Below are 17,843 nucleotides of genomic sequence, written 5' to 3'. Positions count from 1 at the left end.
CCAGGCACCCTTCATCAAGAGGAGAACATCCACCATGGCACGCACCGCCTCCCTGTCCGGATTCCCTGAGTGGCTTCCCGAGGAGCGGCTGGTGGAGCTGCACGTGCTGGACACCCTTCGCAAGGTTTTTGAGCTGCACGGCTTCGCATCCATCGAGACCCGTGCCGTGGAAACCGTGAGCCAGCTGCTGCGCAAGGGTGAGATTGATAAGGAGGTCTACGGCCTCAGCCGCCTTCAGGACGACGACGGCGACACCTCCGACGCGGGTAAGGCCGGCAAAGCTGACCGCAACGCCCTCGCGCTCCACTTCGACCTCACGGTGCCTTTTGCGCGTTACGTCGTCGAGAACGCCGGGTACCTCGCGTTCCCGTTCCGGCGGTACCAGATCCAGAAAGTCTGGCGCGGGGAACGCCCGCAGGAAGGCCGGGCGCGCGAATTTACCCAGGCAGACATCGACGTGGTGGGCGACGGGGAGCTGCCGTTCCGCTATGACGTGGAGATAGCCCTGGTCATTGCCGAAGCCCTGAGCGCACTGCCGATTCCGGACTTCCGCCTGCGGATCAACAACCGCAAGCTTGCCGAGGGCTTCTACCGCGGCATTGGCCTGGACGACACCGCCGGCGTGCTCCGCAGCATCGACAAGCTGGAAAAAATCGGCGCAGCCAAGGTCGCAGAACTGCTCAAGACCGAACTGGGCGCCTCCGATGACCAAGCGCAGGCAGCGCTGAAGCTGGCAGGAATCCGCACCGAGGACACCTCGTTTGTGGCCCAGGTCCGCGCGCTCGGCGTGACGAATGACCTCCTTGAGGAGGGCCTGAATGAGCTGGAACAGGTGATCGAAGCCGCCGTGCAGCGCGCGCCGGGCAAGGTCATTGCCGATCTCAGCATCGCCCGCGGCCTGGACTACTACACCGGCACGGTGGTGGAGACGGTCCTGGTGGGCCACGAACAGCTCGGTTCTATCTGCTCCGGCGGCCGCTACGATGCCTTGGCGAGTAAAGGCAACCGCAAGTTCCCCGGCGTCGGCCTCTCCATCGGTGTGACCCGGCTGGTGTCGCGCATCCTGAGCCAGGACCTGGCCAAGGCCTCACGGTCGGTCCCCACTGCCGTGCTCGTGGCGCTCAGCACTGACGACAGCTGGGGTGCAGCACAGGACGTCGCTGCCCAGCTCCGCAGCCGGGGCATCGCCACCGAAGTGGCCGCCAAAGCCGAGAAGTTCGGCAAGCAGATCAAATTCGCGGACCGCCGCGGCATCCCGTTCGTCTGGTTCACCGACGACGACGGCAAGCACCAGGTCAAGGACATCCGGTCCGGCGAGCAGGCCGACGCCGATCCCGCTACCTGGGCGCCGCCGTCGGAAGACCTTAAGGTCCAGGTCACAACAGTCCAGGCGCCAGCTGCAGCAGCCCAGCCGGCCTGACGCGCGGCTATGGGGCCCAGCGGAAGCCTGAACGGGGTACTTTGACCCGGACTCGCCGCACTCTAGGTCTGTTTCCCTAGTTTTGGTGCCCCAAAGTGCCCCACGACGGCGTAACTTACGGCTGACGCGGCGCTAGCGGCGCAGCCGAAGCACCACGAACCTGCCGGCCGCGCCGACGGCCAGGACGGCGGCCATCCCCAACACCGAGGCGGGCGGCAGTGTGAAAGCCAGCAGCAGGCAACTGATGAAGCCGGCCACATTGAGCCACCTCGGGCCGTGGGACGGGTGCTCCTCAAGGGTGTACGCCGCGGCGTTCGTCACCGCGTAGTAGATGAGCACACCGAAGCTGGAGAACCCCACCACCGTCATCACGTCAGTGGTCAGGATCAGGAAAATCACGACGGCGGCCACCGCCAGTTCTGCCACGAACGGCACCGTATGCTTGCCGCCCACCCGGGCCAAGGGCGCCGGCAGGTCGCGTTCCCGCGCCATAGCCAAAGTTGTTCGGCCCACTCCGGTGATGAGCGCCAGCAACGCGCCCAGGCACGCGGCTGCCGCGCCGGCCTGCACCAGTGGCGCACCGGCGGCAAGCTGCGAATTGAGCACAGCGTCCAGCAACGGGGCCGTGGTGGTGGCCAGCCGGCCTTCGGTCAGGTGGTTTCGGAGCAGCAGCGCCAATACCAGGTAGATGACGAAGGCGCCGGCGAGGGCAGCCAGGATCGCGCGCGGAATAGTCTTGGCCGGGTCCTTGACTTCCTCGCCGAGGGTGGCGATGCGCGCGTAGCCTGCGAAGGCGAAGAACATCAGGCCGGCGGCCGGCAGCACCCCTTCGATTCCGCCGGAACCACCAGGAAGGGACGTCCCGCCGGACGGATGCGGGCCCGCGACAGCGGCAACGGCAGCAAACACCAGGGTGGCCAGGACAACACACAGCAGGATCCTGGTCAGGAGCGCTGTGCGGGTAATGCCAAACAGGTTCACAGCGGTCAGCGCAACCACCGCAGCAATGGCAACCGGCACTGCGTAGCCCGGCGACACGTAGTGGCCGAACGTCAGGGCCATGGCGGCACACGAGGCCGTCTTGCCGCTGACAAATCCCCAGCCAGCCAGAAAACCGGGCCATTCTCCCAACCGCTTCCGGCCGTACACATACGTTCCGCCGCTGGCCGGATACCGTGCGGCCAACTCTGCGGAGGCCACTGCGTTGCAGTAGGCCACAGCACCCGCGATCAGGACAGAGAGGACCAGGAAATTTCCGGACAGGCCCGCCGCGGGGGCAAAGACGACAAAGACGCCGGCTCCGAGCATGGAGCCCAGGCCGATGGACGTGGCGTCAAACACGCCCAGCCTGCGTTGAAGCTGCTGGTGTTCGGGCATGGGGGAGGCGGGCCTTTCCAGCGGGTAAACTCAGACGGGATTGTTCCCGGAACGATCCTATGCAGTTTTTATCTTTTGTTTTCCTGCTGTCGTCTTCAGAAAGGCGTGCTGTGCTGCGCACACATGACCTCGGATCCCTTCGCTCCGAGCACATTGGACAAACCGTAACCCTGGCTGGCTGGGTTGGCCGCCGTCGTGATCACGGTGGTGTTGCATTCGTGGATCTGCGCGATGCGTCCGGCGTGGCCCAGGTTGTGGTCCGTGAGGAAGAGGTCTTCCACGGTCTGCGCAACGAGTACGTCCTGCAGATCACCGGCATCGTCTCCCAGCGCCCCGAGGGCAACGAGAACCCCGCCCTGGCCACCGGCTCCATCGAGGTCATGGCTGACAAGGTGGTTATCCTCAACACCTCCGATCCGCTGCCGTTCCAGATCGATGAGCATGTGGAGGTCGGTGAGGAAGCCCGCCTGAAGCACCGCTACCTTGACCTGCGCCGCCCCGGCCCCGCACGCAACCTCCGGCTGCGCTCCGAAGCCAACCGGATTGCCCGCGAACTGCTCCACCAGGACGGTTTTGTCGAAATCGAGACGCCCACGCTGACGCGTTCGACGCCGGAAGGCGCCCGCGACTTTGTGGTCCCCGCCCGCCTGGCGCCGGGTTCCTGGTATGCGCTGCCGCAGTCCCCGCAGCTTTTCAAGCAGCTCCTGCAGGTGGGTGGCTTCGAGAAGTACTACCAGATCGCGCGCTGCTACCGCGACGAGGACTTCCGCGCCGACCGCCAGCCCGAATTCACCCAGCTGGACATCGAAGCAAGCTTCGTGGACCAGGACGACATCATTGCCCTGGGCGAAAACATCGTCAAGGCGCTGTGGAAGCTGATCGACGTCGAGATCCCCACGCCCATCCAGCGCATCACCTACGCAGACGCCATGGCGCGCTATGGCTCGGACAAGCCCGACCTCCGCTTCGGTGTGGAGCTGACTGAGCTCACCGAATTCTTCAAGGACACCGACTTCGGCGTCTTCAAGGCTCCGTATGTCGGTGCCGTGGTGATGCCCGGCGGCGCTTCCCAGCCGCGACGCACCCTGGACGGTTGGCAGGAATTCGCCAAGCAGCGCGGCCACAAGGGCCTGGCATACGTCCTCTTCAAGGAAGACGGCGAACTGGCAGGCCCGGTTGCCAAGAACCTGACGGAAACCGAGCGTGCAGGCCTCGCCGGCGCCGTGGGTGCCAAGCCGGGCGACTGCATCTTCTTCGCGGCCGGTGATAGGTCAGCGGCCCGTGCCCTCCTGGGTGCTGCCCGCGTGGAGATCGGCCACCGCACCGGCCTGATCGATCCCAGCGCCTGGGCCTTCTGCTGGGTGGTTGACGCCCCCATGTTCGAACCGGCTGCCGCAGCGGTGGCGTCCGGCGATGTGGCTGTTGGCGCCGGCAAGTGGACCGCCGTCCACCACGCCTTCACCTCGCCCAAGCCCGAGTTCATGGACAGCTTCGACAAGGACCCGGAATCAGCCCTGTCCTATGCCTACGACATCGTGTGCAACGGCAACGAAATCGGCGGCGGCTCCATCCGTATCCACGAGCGTGACGTCCAGGAACGGGTGTTCGAACTGATGGGCCTGGACCGGGAAGACGCCCAGACGAAGTTCGGCTTCCTGCTGGAAGGCTTCAAGTTCGGCGCGCCTCCGCACGGCGGCATCGCCTTCGGCTGGGACCGCGTGGTTGCACTGCTGGCGGGCGTTGAGTCCATTCGCGACGTCATTGCCTTCCCGAAGACCGGCAACGGTTACGACCCCCTGACGCAGGCTCCCGCGCCGATCACAGCGCAGCAGCGCAAGGAAGCCGGCGTGGACTTCAAGCCCCAAACGAAACCGGAAGAGCCCAAAAAGGCCGAGTAATCTAAGTACCGCAGTCGAAAGGCTCCCCGGGAAACCAGGGGGCCTTTCGCGTCGGAAGGGTGTTTCGGCGCCTTTTCGAACATGCCCTGAAATGTCTTGCGAACGAACGATTTCGCGACATCTTCCGGCATCAGTTCGTCGCAACATGACCGGGCTCTGTCGCTGACGGGTCCTGCGACAATTCGCACCGCAAGAACCGGTGTCGTCTTTTGGGGGCGGATCGGTGGTGACAGCGGGTTGCGGCGATGCCAGGTCCGGCAGGTGCCGGGCGACGACGGAAATGCGCTGGAACGGGGTGACCGGCGCAGGGACAACGTGCATGTCCGTCCGGAACTCAAGCCGGATCAGTCCAGCCCGTCAAGAGGGGAGGTCGGCAGGTGCCTGGGCGATGGCTTCAGATCCCGCAGGCAATACAGCCGCGCCGCGCCGAAAAATCCCCCGGTTTCCGGGGCCAGCGGCCGTGCCGCGACACCCCCACCGCGGCCCCGCGGAGGGGAAAACGGCCAACATCCTCGGTTTTGCACGTTTGTGCAGAACGCTTGAATATATTCCCGCCTTGTTCGAAGAATGAAAAGGAAGGCGCCCCAGGGCGCGAAGAACAAGCTGCAAGGAAGCAACTTTGAGCAAGCATGAATCCACCGGTGACCACATTCCGGCCTCTTCCCGCACGGCGGTTGAGAGTCTGCGTGAACGCCCCCGGGCGAAGGTGCTGATCATCGGCGGGGGCATCAACGGGGTCGGCACTTTCCGGGACCTGGCGCTGCAGGGCGTGGATGTGGCCCTGGTGGAACGGGGGGACTTCTGCCAGGGTGCGAGCGGCGCCTCATCTCATATGATCCACGGCGGGATCCGCTACCTTGAAAACGGCGAATTCCGCCTCGTCAAGGAATCGGTCACCGAACGCAACCGGCTCCTCAGACTCGCCCCGCACTATGTTAAGCCGCTGAAAACCACCATTCCGATCTTCAGCACCTTTTCCGGCGTGCTGGCCGCCCCGCTTCGGTTCTTGACCCACAAACAGCACGGCACACCCAAGGAGCGGGGGGCCTTCCTGATCAAAATCGGACTGAGCCTGTATGACTCGTTCTCCCGGGACGGCGGCACCGTCCCGCGGCACGAGTTCAAGGGACGCGCCAAGGCGCTGGCGGAACTTCCCCGTCTCAATCCGGGCGTGAAATACACGGCCACCTATTTCGACGCGTCCGTGCACAACCCTGAGCGGCTCACCCTGGATGTCCTCCAGGATGGACAGAAGGCCGCCGGCTCCGGCAATGGCACAGCCCGCGCCGCGAATTACGTCAGCGTCACCGGCATCGGTGAGGACGGCGTCCAGCTCCGTGACGAACTCGCGGGGGAGACGTTCTCCTTCACGGCCGATGTGATCGTGAACACAACCGGGGCCTGGGTCGACCTGACCAATGAGGCGCTGGGCTCGCCTTCCCTGTTTATGGGAGGGACCAAGGGATCCCATATCGTGCTGGATCACCCCGCACTGTCCGATGCCTGCCAGGGCAGCGAAATCTTCTTCGAACACACGGACGGCAGGATCGTCCTGATTTACCCCATGGGAGACCGTGTCCTGGTCGGCACCACGGACATCCGCGCCGACATGGACGAGGACGCCGTCTGCACCGACGAGGAGATCACATACTTCTTCGACCTGATCAAACACGTCTTTCCTGACATCACGATCACCCGGGAGAGCATCGTGTACAGCTTCGCCGGGGTGCGCCCGCTCCCGCGTGATGAAGCCGAGCACCCCGGGTTCGTCTCCCGCGATTACCGCATTGAACGCCGCGACCGTGAAATCGCCGGCACCAACGTTCCGGTCCTGAGTCTTGTCGGGGGCAAATGGACGACCTTCCGGGCCCTGTCCGAGCATGTGACCAACGATGTCCTGGCGATCCTTGGTCACAAACGGAACATCTCCACCGCCAAGCTTCCCATCGGCGGCGGAGCGGACTTCCCGCCCACCGAGACCGATGTGCAGGCCTGGATCACACAGCACGTGTCCGATGATCTGGACGCCGCACGCGTCGAAGGACTGCTGACCCGCTACGGCACCCGTGCAACCGACGTCCTCACGTACCTCAACGCCGGCGAGGACCGCGTCCTGAGCTCGACCCGCGAGCTGAGCCTGCGCGAAATCGAGTTCATGGTCCGGCACGAGCAGATCGGACATCTGATCGATGTCCTCATCCGGCGCACGTCCCTGGCCTTCCGGGGCCTGGTCACCGCCGAACTCCTCACCGAGCTGGCCCAGGCCCTCGCAGGACCGCTCGGCTGGGATACGGCCCGGATGGCCCAGGAAATCACGCACGCACAAGACGTGCTGCAGCGTTTCCATGGGGTCCCGGTACAAAGCCAGATTTCCTGACTCACAGCAAGGCCACGCATTAAAAGCCGGACCGCTGCTTTGGCGCGGGTCCGGACCAGTACAGGGGACCGGAGGGGCGGAACGACGCCTATCGCAGGGCCCGCCCCCGACCGCCGGTCATCGCCCGAGACCGGCCACAAACAGAACAATAAGAGGAGTCAAAGATGTCTCTTGGAATTATCTTCCTGTCCGAAATATTCGGCACCGCGATGCTGACGCTGCTCGGCTGCGGTGTCGTCGCCAACGTTGCCCTGAAGGGAACGAAGGGAAACAACGGCGGGTTTCTCATGGTCACCTGGGGCTGGGGCATCGCCGTCTTCGCCGGTGTGTTCATCGCAGCAAAATCCGGCGCCCACCTCAACCCGGCCGTCACGCTGGGCCTGATCCTCAACGGCAAGAAGGAATTCGTCCCCGGCATCCCGGTCGATTTCCTGTCGACCATCACCTATTTCGGCGGCGAACTGACCGGCGCCTTCCTGGGCGCCGTGGTCTGCTGGCTGGCGCACAAGCAGCACTTCGACGCGGAGCCCCTGGCAGCCAGCAAACTGGCGGTGTTCTCCACCGGCCCGGCCATCCGCTCCGCCCCGTGGAACCTGATCACCGAAATCATTGGCACCTTCGTCCTGGTCTTCGTCATCCTGACCTTCGGCGGCACGCCCTCCGGACTCGGACCGCTGGCGGTGGCCCTGCTGGTGGTCGGCATCGGTGTTTCCCTCGGCGGCCCCACCGGCTACGCCATCAACCCGGCCCGTGACCTCGGACCACGCATCGCACACGCACTGCTCCCGATCAAGGGCAAGGGCAAAAGCGACTGGTCCTACTCGTGGATTCCCGTCGTCGGTCCCCTGGCCGGCGGAGGACTGGCCGGCCTCGTTGCCGCCGCCGCGCCCATTGTATTCACCGCCGCACCGTAACCGTCGCGCACCCGAACACCGTCATTCACTAAGACAAGGAAGTCATGATGAAGCAGTACGTAATCGCAATCGACCAGGGCACGACCAGCAGCCGTGCCATCATCTTTGACCACAACGGCAATATCATCTCCAGCGGCCAAAAAGAACACGAACAAATCTTTCCCCAGGCCGGCTGGGTCGAACACGACCCCGTCGAAATCTGGGACAACATCCGCGAGGTCATCGGCTCAGCGCTGTCCAAGGCAAACCTGACCAGCCACGACATCGCCACCGTGGGCATCACCAACCAGCGCGAGACCGCCGTCGTCTGGGACAAGACGACGGGGCGTCCGGTGTACAACGCCATCGTGTGGCAGGATACACGCACCCAGGACATCGTCGATCAGCTGGCCAGATACGGCGGTGTGGACCGTTTCAAGAAGCAGGTCGGGCTGCCGCTGGCCACCTACTTCTCCGGCACCAAGATCAAATGGATCCTGGACAACGTCCAGGGTGCGCGGGCCAAGGCCGAAGCAGGGGACCTGCTCTTCGGCACCACCGACTCCTGGGTGATCTGGAACCTGACCGGCGGCAGCACCGACGGCGGCATTCACATTACCGACGTCACCAACGCGTCCCGGACCCTGTTCATGGACCTGGAAACACTGCAATGGGACAACAGCATCCTTGAGGCGTTTGACGTGCCCAGGTCCATGATGCCAGAAATCAGGTCCTCTTCCGAGGTCTACGGCACCGTCCACCACTCCCAGCTGCTGCGCGGAGTTCCCATCGCCGGCATCCTTGGGGACCAGCAGGCAGCCACCTTCGGCCAGGCCGCGTTCGGCAAGGGCGAGGCCAAAAACACCTACGGCACCGGCTGCTTCCTCATCTTCAACACCGGCGAAGAGATCGTTCATTCGAGCAACGGCCTGTTGACCACGCTCGGCTACAAGCTCGGCGATGCGAAGCCGCACTACGCGCTGGAAGGATCCATCGCCGTCACCGGATCGCTGATCCAGTGGCTGCGGGACAACCTGGGCCTGATCGACTCCGCCCCGGAGGTTGAGTCCCTGGCCGCGTCGGTGCCGGACAACGGCGGCGCCTACTTCGTACCGGCATTCTCCGGCCTCTTCGCACCCTACTGGCGTCCGGATGCCAGGGGCGCCCTGGTCGGGCTGACCCGTTTTGTCACCAAGGCCCACATTGCCCGGGCGGCACTGGAAGCCACCGCGTTCCAGACCCGCGAGGTGCTGGAGGCCGTCAACGCGGACAGCGGGGTGTCACTGACCGAGCTGAAGGTCGACGGCGGCATGGTCGCCAACGAGGCCCTCATGCAGTTCCAGGCCGACATCCTCGGAGTCGCCGTGGTACGGCCCAGAATCGTCGAAACGACGGCGCTCGGCGCCGCCTACGCGGCTGGCCTGGCCATCGGCTTCTGGAAAGATCTCGGAGAGCTCACCGCCAACTGGGGCGAGGACAAGCGCTGGACACCGAAAATGGACGACGCCGAGCGTTTCCGCCAGCTCCGGCTCTGGAAAAAGGCCGTGACCAAGTCCATGGACTGGGTAGACGAGGATGTGAAGTAGGGCCCATCGCCCCCGCCACACAGCGGCGGCGGCCGGGAGCCTATTCCGTGCAGGTGGCGCCTGCGGGCCGCCACCTGCGCGCCCCCGCGCCCGGAGCCGGCCCGATGGCCGGGCGCTCAAGTGTTGCCAAGGCTTCCGGCAACGGCCCCGCCCCCACCGGAAAACAGATCCGCCGCACGCTGACCGCCACGCATCCCCCACTACCCGTTCAAGAATGAAGTCGCTATGTCTGACGCTTCCAGATCAACCCGCTATTCAACCCTGTCCCCGGCGCTGGCTGTGGGTGACGACGAACCCGACCGGAACCTGGCGCTGGAACTCGTCCGCGTGACCGAAGCGGCCGCCATTGCCGGTGGCCACTGGGTCGGATTCGGCGACAAAAACAAGGCCGACGGCGCTGCCGTGGACGCCATGCGTTCCCTGCTGTCCACCGTCCATTTCAACGGCGTCGTCGTCATCGGTGAAGGCGAAAAGGACGAAGCCCCCATGCTGTACAACGGTGAGCACATCGGTGACGGCACCGGCCCCGAATGTGACGTCGCCGTGGACCCCATCGACGGAACCCGACTGGCTGCCCTCGGCATCAACAACGCCCTCGCCGTCCTCGCCGTGGCCGAGCGCGGCACCATGTTCGATCCCTCCGCCGTCTTCTACATGGAGAAGCTGGTCACCGGGCCGGAAGCCGCGGACGTCGTGGACCTGCGGCTTCCGGTCAAGCAGAACCTGCACCTCATCGCCAAGGCCAAGGGCGTCAAGGTCAACCAGTTGAACGTTATGATCCTGGACCGCGACCGCCACCGCGGGCTGGTGGAGGAAATCCGCGAGGCCGGTGCCCGAACCAAGTTCATCATGGACGGCGACGTCGCCGGCGCGATCGCGGCCGCGCGCTCCGGTACCGGGGTCGACGCGCTCATGGGAATCGGCGGAACGCCGGAAGGCATCGTAACAGCCTGCGCCATCAAGACGCTCGGCGGCGTGATCCAGGGCCGGCTGTGGCCCACCAGCGATGACGAGAAGCAGAAGGCCATCGACGCCGGCCATGACCTGGACCGGGTCCTTTCCACCGACGACCTCGTCACCGGCGACAACTGCTACTTCGCGGCCACCGGCATCACCGACGGCGACCTCCTCCGCGGTGTCCGCTACGCCAAGGACAAGGTGCTGACCCAGTCGATCGTGATGCGATCCAAATCAGGCACCGTCCGCTTCGTCGACGGCGAACACCAGGCCCACAAGTGGGAATCCTATTCCCGCCAGAGCTAACCGCTGAACCTCACCCGGCGATGCATTCCAACCGGACTGCGTCGCCTGGTGAGTTCCGTGCCTTATTGCGGAGTTTTCGCGGAGCTGGCGGGCGGGCTGGCAGCGACCGTAGACAAAATGATTGGCTTGTGACTCGCCGGCATCGATATCGACGACGCCGATCAACGGCTGGTGGCCCAGCTGCAGCTCAGGCTACAAAACCGGGTGTAACACGATGACTGGTGCCGTGAAGTCCGACGCAGATGTTACCTGCAATTCATCTCGGTCCACGCCAAGTCATTCCACTGCAGGATCGCTCGCCGTCAGCCTCGTCACGTGAGAATCCTGGCGCAACCGGGAGAGGTCCCAGGACCTGCTACCAACGGCGGCCGGAACGCAACGTCAAACTGCACATCATCGCCCGGGCCATGTCTATGGAGCTGCCCTCTGACCGCGCGATCCGTGCGGCGCATGAGCTGATAGAAGCAGGCGGCGTGCACGGAAGGCTCGTACTCGACTTCAGTGGCTGAACTGCGGCTAACCTCCCAAGCGGCCTAGCGCTACTTTCCCGCGCATTGGTCCCCGACCCGCGTGTTCAGTTCGTCCGCTGTGCGGACGAACGCCAAATAACTGTCTTGGTCCGCCGCCCCTTCGGCCGCCGGATCGGGCATGCTTCCCGTACGCGGTCACAAAGGCTGATCACATGGTCGAATCGCTGCTCGACGAACTCCCCGGATGCTTGGAGCGAGCGCCACCAATGTCAATGCCACGCTCACGCATCACGCGTACGGCGTTGGGGTGAAGGTCTTTGGGGTGACTACCGGCGCTGGCGGCTTCGATCCGAGAGCCGCCCAGGCACTACAAGGTCGCCTCGGCCATCTGGGACCGAGCGTTGTTGCCCGTACACAGGAACAACACGCGGACGGGCGACAGAGCCGGCGGTCGTTCGCGGTGTGCCGGCACTGGCGAGCTCGATGAGGTTTTCCGGGGATTTCGGATGGTCCTATGCGGTGGTTGCGGCTGTGAGTTCCGCCCCGCAGGTTTGGCACCTGGCGCCGGAGACGGAGCGGGTCCCGCAGGTTGTGCAGATAATGCGCATCGTAATGCGCATCGATTTTCCGCTCGGCGACTGCGTGTGCCTCTGCGCCCACACGGTGACACGCGGTGACGTGGCGGATAGCGGTGCGAAAACCTGCCGCTTACATGGGAAAGTCACGGGAACCCGGCTCTCCTTATCCTGCGTCTCGGCGAACCCCCCATGAAGGCCTGCGGCGACGTAGCATCAAGGTAGGCGGCAGCCNTTTACGGACCGTGCCCGTCGCGTGGTTGTGCTTGCCCAAGAAGAGGCACGCATGCTGAACCACAATTACATTGGTACCGAACACATCCTCTTGGGTCTGATCCATGAAGGTGAGGGCGTTGCCGCCAAAGCTCTTGAGTCCTTGAGCATTTCGCTCGACGGCGTGCGCGAGCAGGTGCAGGAGATCATCGGCCAGGGCCAGCAGGCCCCGTCCGGCCACATCCCCTTCACGCCGCGCGCCAAGAAGGTGCTGGAGCTCGCACTCCGCGAGGCCCTGCAGCTGGGTCACAACTACATCGGCACGGAGCACATCCTGCTGGGCCTCATCCGTGAGGGTGAGGGCGTTGCCGCCCAGGTGCTGGTCAAGCTGGGCGCAGACCTCAACCGGGTCCGCCAGCAGGTCATGCAGCTCCTCTCCGGCTACCAGGGCAAGGAAACCACCGGCGCAGGCGTCGGCCCGGGCCAGCCCGAAGGCGCTCCCGCCGGCTCCGTCGTCCTGGACCAGTTCGGCCGCAACCTCACCCAGGCTGCGCGCGAGAACAAACTGGACCCGGTGATCGGACGCGAATCCGAAATGGAACGCGTGATGCAGGTCCTTTCGCGGCGCACCAAGAACAACCCTGTCCTGATCGGTGAGCCCGGCGTCGGCAAGACCGCCGTCGTCGAGGGTCTCGCCCAGGCGATTGTCCGCGGCGATGTCCCGGAGACTCTCAAGGACAAGCAGCTCTATACCCTGGACCTGGGCTCCGTGGTGGCAGGGTCCCGGTACCGTGGTGACTTCGAAGAGCGGCTGAAGAAGGTCCTGAAGGAGATCCGCACCCGCGGGGACATCATCCTGTTCATCGACGAAATCCACACCCTGGTCGGTGCGGGTGCCGCCGAGGGTGCGATCGATGCGGCTTCGATCCTGAAACCGTTGCTGGCCCGGGGCGAGCTGCAGACCATCGGTGCCACCACGCTGGATGACTACCGCAAGTACATCGAGAAGGATGCTGCCCTGGAGCGCCGCTTCCAGCCGATCCAGGTCAAGGAACCCTCCGTGGCTCACACCATCGAGATTCTCAAGGGTTTGCGTGACCGCTACGAGGCGCACCACCGGGTTTCCATCACCGACGGCGCGCTGGTCGCCGCGGCGAACCTTTCGGAGCGTTACATCTCGGACCGCTTCCTGCCGGACAAGGCAATCGACCTGATCGATGAGGCCGGCGCCCGGCTGCGTATCCGGCGCATGAGCGCTCCGCCGGAGCTGAAGGCGATGGATGAGCGCATCGCTGCGCTGAAAATGGAGAAGGAGTCTGCGTTGGATGCGGAGGACTACGAGGGTGCCGCAGCGCTGCGCGACCAGGAGCAGAAGCTCGTCGCGCAGCGTAGAGAGAAGGAACGCGGATGGAAGTCCGGCGGCATGGACGACATCTCCGAGGTGGATGAGGATCTCATCGCCGAGGTGCTGGCCAACTCCACGGGCATTCCGGTCTTCAAGCTGACCGAGGAAGAGTCCTCGCGACTGCTGAAGATGGAAGACGAACTGCACAAGCGCGTGGTGGGCCAGAATGAGGCCATCAGGTCATTGTCGCGGGCTATCCGCCGCACCCGGGCGGGCCTGAAGGACCCGAAGCGTCCCGGCGGCTCGTTCATCTTCGCCGGCCCCACCGGTGTGGGTAAGACGGAGCTGGCCAAGGCCCTGGCCGAGTTCCTGTTCGGCGAGGAAGACACACTGATCACCCTGGACATGTCCGAGTACTCGGAGAGGCACGCCGTGTCGCGTCTCTTCGGTGCGCCTCCGGGGTATGTCGGTTACGACGAGGGCGGGCAGCTGACCGAAAAGGTCCGGCGCCGTCCGTTCTCCGTGGTCCTGTTCGACGAAGTGGAAAAAGCCCATGCGGACCTCTTCAACTCACTCCTGCAGATCCTCGAAGACGGCCGCCTGACCGATAGCCATGGCCGGGTGGTGGACTTCAAGAACACCGTGATCATCATGACCACCAACCTGGGCACGCGGGACATCTCCAAGAGCGTTGCCACCGGCTTCCAGTCGGGCACGGACACGCAGACCGGCTACAACCGGATGCGCGCCCGGGTCACGGAGGAGCTCAAGCAGCACTTCCGCCCCGAGTTCCTCAACCGTGTAGACGACGTCATCGTCTTCCCCCAGCTGACCCAGGACGAGATCATCCAGATCGTGAACCTGATGATCGGCCGTCTGGAGCAGCGCCTGGCGGACAAGAACATGGGCATCGAGCTCACCACCGCGGCCAAGGTTCTCCTGGCAACGCGCGGTTACGACCCGGCCATGGGTGCCCGGCCGCTGCGCCGCACCATCCAGCGCGAGATCGAGGACCAGCTCTCCGAGAAGATCCTCTTCGGCGAGATTCACCCGGGCGACATCGTTGTGGTGGATGTGGACGGCGACGGCGACGACGCGCAGTTCACCTTCACAGGAAACACGAAACCCCGGATTCCGGACGCACTGCCGGCCGCGAGCTAACCCGGGTTAGCGTGGTATTTTTTCCGTTTTCTGAAGCGCCCCCTTAAGGGGGCGATGGGCAGTTGTGATGCCCGGCGACTTCCACGCACCAACCACATCAAACCCGGCAAATACAGGCCATTACGAGGCCCGAACGGACGTTAGCGTCGGATATTTCACTAAATCACAAGCCGCCCTCAAGCGGTCGTCACTCCGATGATGCTTGAAGCTTCAATAAAAATGGCATAGTACGGCTGCATGACGCAAACATTTGGCCTGCCTCCGGTTCTCTTTCTCAGTCACGGTGCGCCGCCGCTTGCCGACGACGCTCCCTGGACCCAACAGTTACACGAGTGGTCCGGCACCTTCAGCAAGCCCAAGGACATCTCGATGGTGTCCGCGCACTGGGAAAACGCACCCGTGACCCTGAGTGCCACTCAGCGGGATCCAGGCCTTGTTTATGACTTTGGCGGCTTCGCGCAAAAGTACTACGACGTCAAATACGACGCCCCGCAGGCGCCGGGGCTCGCCACCGAGGTGGAGCGGCTGGTGGCTGTCCACGGCCACCTCGTCGAGCGCGATGAGAGCCGTGGGCTGGACCACGGAGCATATGTGCCGCTCAAGGAGCTGTTCCCCGAAGCCGATGTTCCAGTGGTCCAGATGTCCATGCCCACCCTCGATCCGCAGGGCCTGTTTGACCTCGGCATGTCGCTGGCACCGCTGCGCGAACGCGGCACCCTCATCGTCGGTTCCGGGTTCACCACGCACAATCTCCGCTGGTTCAACCCGGCCGGTGGTCCGGACAGCCCTCCGCCGGCAGCCTCGAGCGAGTTTGACCACTGGGCGGAAGAAGCCATGGCGCGCGGCGATGTCGATGCCATCCTGGACTTCCTGAACAAGGCGCCGGCGGCCCGGCAAGCGCACCCGCGCAGCGAGCACTGGGCGCCGCTGTACGTTGCGCTCGGCGCAGCCTATGGCTCCGGTGACCTGCACGCGAAGACTGCAATCGAAGGTTTCTGGTACGGGTTGTCGAAGCGCTCCTGGACGCTGACCTAGAAATTACGTCGGGGTCAATCCGGAGGCCCCGGGATTCCACTTGTCCGGCAGTGCGTCGGCTACCTGGATCCGGACGGCGCAGACATCCGCGGCGGCCTTCCTCATCACCGAGCCATTGGGATCAGGCACGTCCAGGAAGTCCAGCCGGGGGACTGAGGCATAGAGCCTCAGGGCCGGGTGGTCCATGACCAGCCCGGCCAGGGTCCGGTCTCCGCCGGGAGCAAGGTACTCGACGGAGTGGCCGCCGAAGATCGCTGCTGCGTGGCCTGCCACCTTCTCCACCAGTTCATCTGCCTGGTTGGCCCGACGGCGCGCGAACCGCTGCTGGGACTGGCCTCCCGCAGCAGTCCGGGACTGCACGTAGCGGGATCCGGTCTTGGACGCCGTCAAGGTGCCTTCCTTGGCCACGGCCACCGCATAGCCGCCGCGCCGCACGAGCACCAGGCCCGCGGTCCGGGGCTGGGCTGCAACAGACGCCAGGCGTTCCAGGGGATCGGCACCACGTCCGGGCCGCCCGTCGGGTGGCCACGGCGCCTGGAGCAGCGCGATGGTGCCGTCGGCTGCGACAAGCCGCACGCCGTCGTCGTCATCGCTGAGCCGGAAGCCGCCGTGCGCGGCCCCGAAGCGGTCCGCCCATCCGGCCAGGCGTTCGCCGGACACAAACGCGGTCCTGACGGACCCCGGACGGCCGGCGCCGGGGGTGCTGCGTGCGCTCATGGCGGGATCCCTTAGGTGGCGGGCGGAAAATGGAGGGCGGAAGTGGGGCGGTGAACTAATGAGTAGCCTATCTATGTGGATGATCTCTTCGCCCAAGGGCATGGCAATGACGACGACGACAGTGACGAACCGTCGTCGGCTGGCCCCGCCGGGACCGGCCGTACCGCCGCGCCGCGCAGCCCCTTGGCCGTCCGGATGCGGCCGCGCACCTTGGATGATGTGGTGGGACAGCAGCACCTGCTGGGGCAGGGATCGCCGTTGCGGCAGTTGGCGGCCGGCACCGACGCCCTGGGTCCAGCAGGCCCCAGCTCGCTGATCCTCTGGGGACCGCCCGGGACCGGAAAAACCACGCTCGCCCATGTGATCGCGAAGGGCAAGGGGCGGAAGTTCGTGGAGTTGTCCGCCATCACCGCGGGCGTCAAGGACGTTCGGCGGGTCATGGACGAAGCCCTCACGGCGCGGGATCTGTACAAAACCACCACGGTGCTTTTCCTCGACGAGATCCACCGCTTCAATAAGGCACAGCAGGATGCCCTGCTGCCCGGCGTGGAGAACCGCTGGGTGGTACTCGTGGCGGCAACCACGGAAAACCCGTCCTTTTCGGTGGTCTCGCCACTGCTGTCCCGTTCCCTCCTGCTCACCCTGAAACCGCTGACGGAGGCGGACATTGAAGGGCTCCTGCAGCGCGCCGTGTCGGACGATCGCGGCCTGAACGGGAAAGTGGAGCTCAGTGCCGAGGCCCTGGCCCACCTCGTCAGGCTCGCCGGCGGCGACGCGCGGCGCGCACTGACGGCCCTCGAGGCCGCATCGGGTGTGGCCTTCGGCGATGCAGACGACGCCGATGCCGACTCGCTGGTCACCGTCGAGCTGAAACACACCGAGCGCGCCCTGGATGTGGCCGCCGTGCGCTACGACCGGGCCGGCGACCAGCACTACGACGTAGTCAGTGCCTTCATAAAATCGGTCCGCGGCTCTGATGTGGACGCAGCACTGCACTACCTCGCCAGGATGCTGGAAGCTGGGGAGGACCCGAAGTTCATTGCCCGGCGGATTGTGATTTCTGCAGCGGAGGACGTGGGAATGGCGGACCCTACAGCGCTGCAGACGGCGGTTGCCGCCGCGCAGGCGGTACAGCTGATCGGTATGCCCGAGGGGCGGATCGTCCTGGCCGAGGCCGTGGTGCATCTGGCCACCGCACCGAAATCCAATGCCGCGTACATGGGAATCAACAAGGCCGTCGCGGATGTCCGTGCCGGCCTGGGCAACGGGATACCGGCGCACCTGCGCGATGCGCACTACCCGGGGTCCAAGCAGCTGGGCCACGGGCTCGGCTACAAGTACGCCCACGATGCCCCCCATTCCGTGGCCAGCCAGCAGTACCCGCCGGATGACCTCGTGGGTCGGGACTACTACGAGCCCACCGCTAACGGCGCGGAACGGGACATCGCCGTGCGCCTCGAACGGCTGCGGAAGATCATCCGCGGCAACTGACCGGCGTCGGCGGTGGAGTGAC

Annotated in this window: 10 protein-coding genes and 1 pseudogene; 9 read left to right on the top strand and 2 right to left on the bottom strand. The window is 65.0% G+C overall.

Going from position 1 to position 17,843, the window contains the following annotated elements:
* Positions 1-34: 34 nt before the first annotated feature.
* Positions 35-1,420, top strand: a complete 1,386-nt coding sequence (gene hisS, locus AC50YA_RS15905) for a histidine--tRNA ligase (RefSeq protein ID WP_494983210.1) — start codon at positions 35-37, stop codon at positions 1,418-1,420.
* Positions 1,421-1,552: 132 nt separating this feature from the next.
* On the opposite strand, the gene AC50YA_RS15900 is transcribed toward hisS, so the two are convergent.
* The gene (locus tag AC50YA_RS15900) at positions 1,553-2,797 is read right to left on the bottom strand and encodes an APC family permease (protein ID WP_494983209.1); all 1,245 of its coding nucleotides are present in this window, start codon (positions 2,795-2,797) and stop codon (positions 1,553-1,555) included.
* Between the two features lie 110 nt (positions 2,798-2,907).
* Between AC50YA_RS15900 and aspS the strand changes: the two genes are divergently transcribed.
* From aspS to AC50YA_RS15865, 7 genes and pseudogenes are all read left to right on the top strand, one after another.
* Positions 2,908-4,695, top strand: coding sequence for an aspartate--tRNA ligase (aspS, locus tag AC50YA_RS15895; RefSeq protein ID WP_494983208.1), 1,788 nt, complete (start codon positions 2,908-2,910; stop codon positions 4,693-4,695).
* A gap of 619 nt (positions 4,696-5,314) precedes the next feature.
* The gene (locus AC50YA_RS15890; RefSeq protein ID WP_494983207.1) at positions 5,315-7,072 is read left to right on the top strand and encodes a glycerol-3-phosphate dehydrogenase/oxidase; all 1,758 of its coding nucleotides are present in this window, start codon (positions 5,315-5,317) and stop codon (positions 7,070-7,072) included.
* A gap of 164 nt (positions 7,073-7,236) precedes the next feature.
* On the top strand, positions 7,237-7,986 hold the full coding sequence (locus AC50YA_RS15885; RefSeq protein ID WP_494983206.1) for an MIP/aquaporin family protein: 750 nt from the start codon (positions 7,237-7,239) through the stop codon (positions 7,984-7,986).
* Between the two features lie 47 nt (positions 7,987-8,033).
* A complete protein-coding gene (gene glpK / locus AC50YA_RS15880) occupies positions 8,034-9,551 on the top strand; it encodes a glycerol kinase GlpK (protein ID WP_494983205.1) in 1,518 nt (505 codons plus the stop codon).
* Between the two features lie 225 nt (positions 9,552-9,776).
* Positions 9,777-10,814, top strand: a complete 1,038-nt coding sequence (glpX, locus tag AC50YA_RS15875) for a class II fructose-bisphosphatase (RefSeq protein WP_494983204.1) — start codon at positions 9,777-9,779, stop codon at positions 10,812-10,814.
* A gap of 1,274 nt (positions 10,815-12,088) precedes the next feature.
* A pseudogene (locus AC50YA_RS15870) lies at positions 12,089-14,578 on the top strand (ATP-dependent Clp protease ATP-binding subunit); the annotation flags it as partial.
* Between the two features lie 237 nt (positions 14,579-14,815).
* Positions 14,816-15,613 (top strand): dioxygenase family protein, encoded by a 798-nt coding sequence (locus AC50YA_RS15865; protein ID WP_494983203.1) that lies wholly within the window; start codon positions 14,816-14,818, stop codon positions 15,611-15,613.
* Between the two features lie 3 nt (positions 15,614-15,616).
* Here the strand turns inward: AC50YA_RS15865 and AC50YA_RS15860 are convergent, their stop codons facing one another.
* Positions 15,617-16,330 carry an acVLRF1 family peptidyl-tRNA hydrolase gene (locus AC50YA_RS15860; protein WP_494983202.1) on the bottom strand — a complete coding sequence of 238 codons (714 nt, stop codon included), beginning with the start codon at positions 16,328-16,330 and terminating at the stop codon, positions 15,617-15,619.
* Positions 16,331-16,405: 75 nt separating this feature from the next.
* On the opposite strand from AC50YA_RS15860, the gene AC50YA_RS15855 reads away from it, so the two are divergent.
* Positions 16,406-17,821 (top strand): replication-associated recombination protein A, encoded by a 1,416-nt coding sequence (locus AC50YA_RS15855; protein WP_459310074.1) that lies wholly within the window; start codon positions 16,406-16,408, stop codon positions 17,819-17,821.
* The last annotated feature ends 22 nt before the right edge of the window (positions 17,822-17,843 follow it).

The organism is Pseudarthrobacter sp. RHLT3-21 (genome assembly GCF_059383495.1).
Note: the sequence above shows the minus strand (reverse complement) of the source record. Positions and strands in the feature narration are given on the sequence as shown.

Excerpts from the sequence above, each read along its gene's own strand:
- glpK (WP_494983205.1), top strand. The coding sequence starts at position 8,034 with ATGAAGCAGTACGTAATCGCAATCGACCAGGGCACGACCAGCAGCCGT.
- glpX (WP_494983204.1), top strand. The coding sequence starts at position 9,777 with ATGTCTGACGCTTCCAGATCAACCCGCTATTCAACCCTGTCCCCGGCG.
- AC50YA_RS15865 (WP_494983203.1), top strand. The coding sequence starts at position 14,816 with ATGACGCAAACATTTGGCCTGCCTCCGGTTCTCTTTCTCAGTCACGGT.
- AC50YA_RS15860 (WP_494983202.1), bottom strand. The coding sequence starts at position 16,330 with ATGAGCGCACGCAGCACCCCCGGCGCCGGCCGTCCGGGGTCCGTCAGG.
- hisS (WP_494983210.1), top strand. The coding sequence starts at position 35 with ATGGCACGCACCGCCTCCCTGTCCGGATTCCCTGAGTGGCTTCCCGAG.
- AC50YA_RS15885 (WP_494983206.1), top strand. The coding sequence starts at position 7,237 with ATGTCTCTTGGAATTATCTTCCTGTCCGAAATATTCGGCACCGCGATG.
- AC50YA_RS15900 (WP_494983209.1), bottom strand. The coding sequence starts at position 2,797 with ATGCCCGAACACCAGCAGCTTCAACGCAGGCTGGGCGTGTTTGACGCC.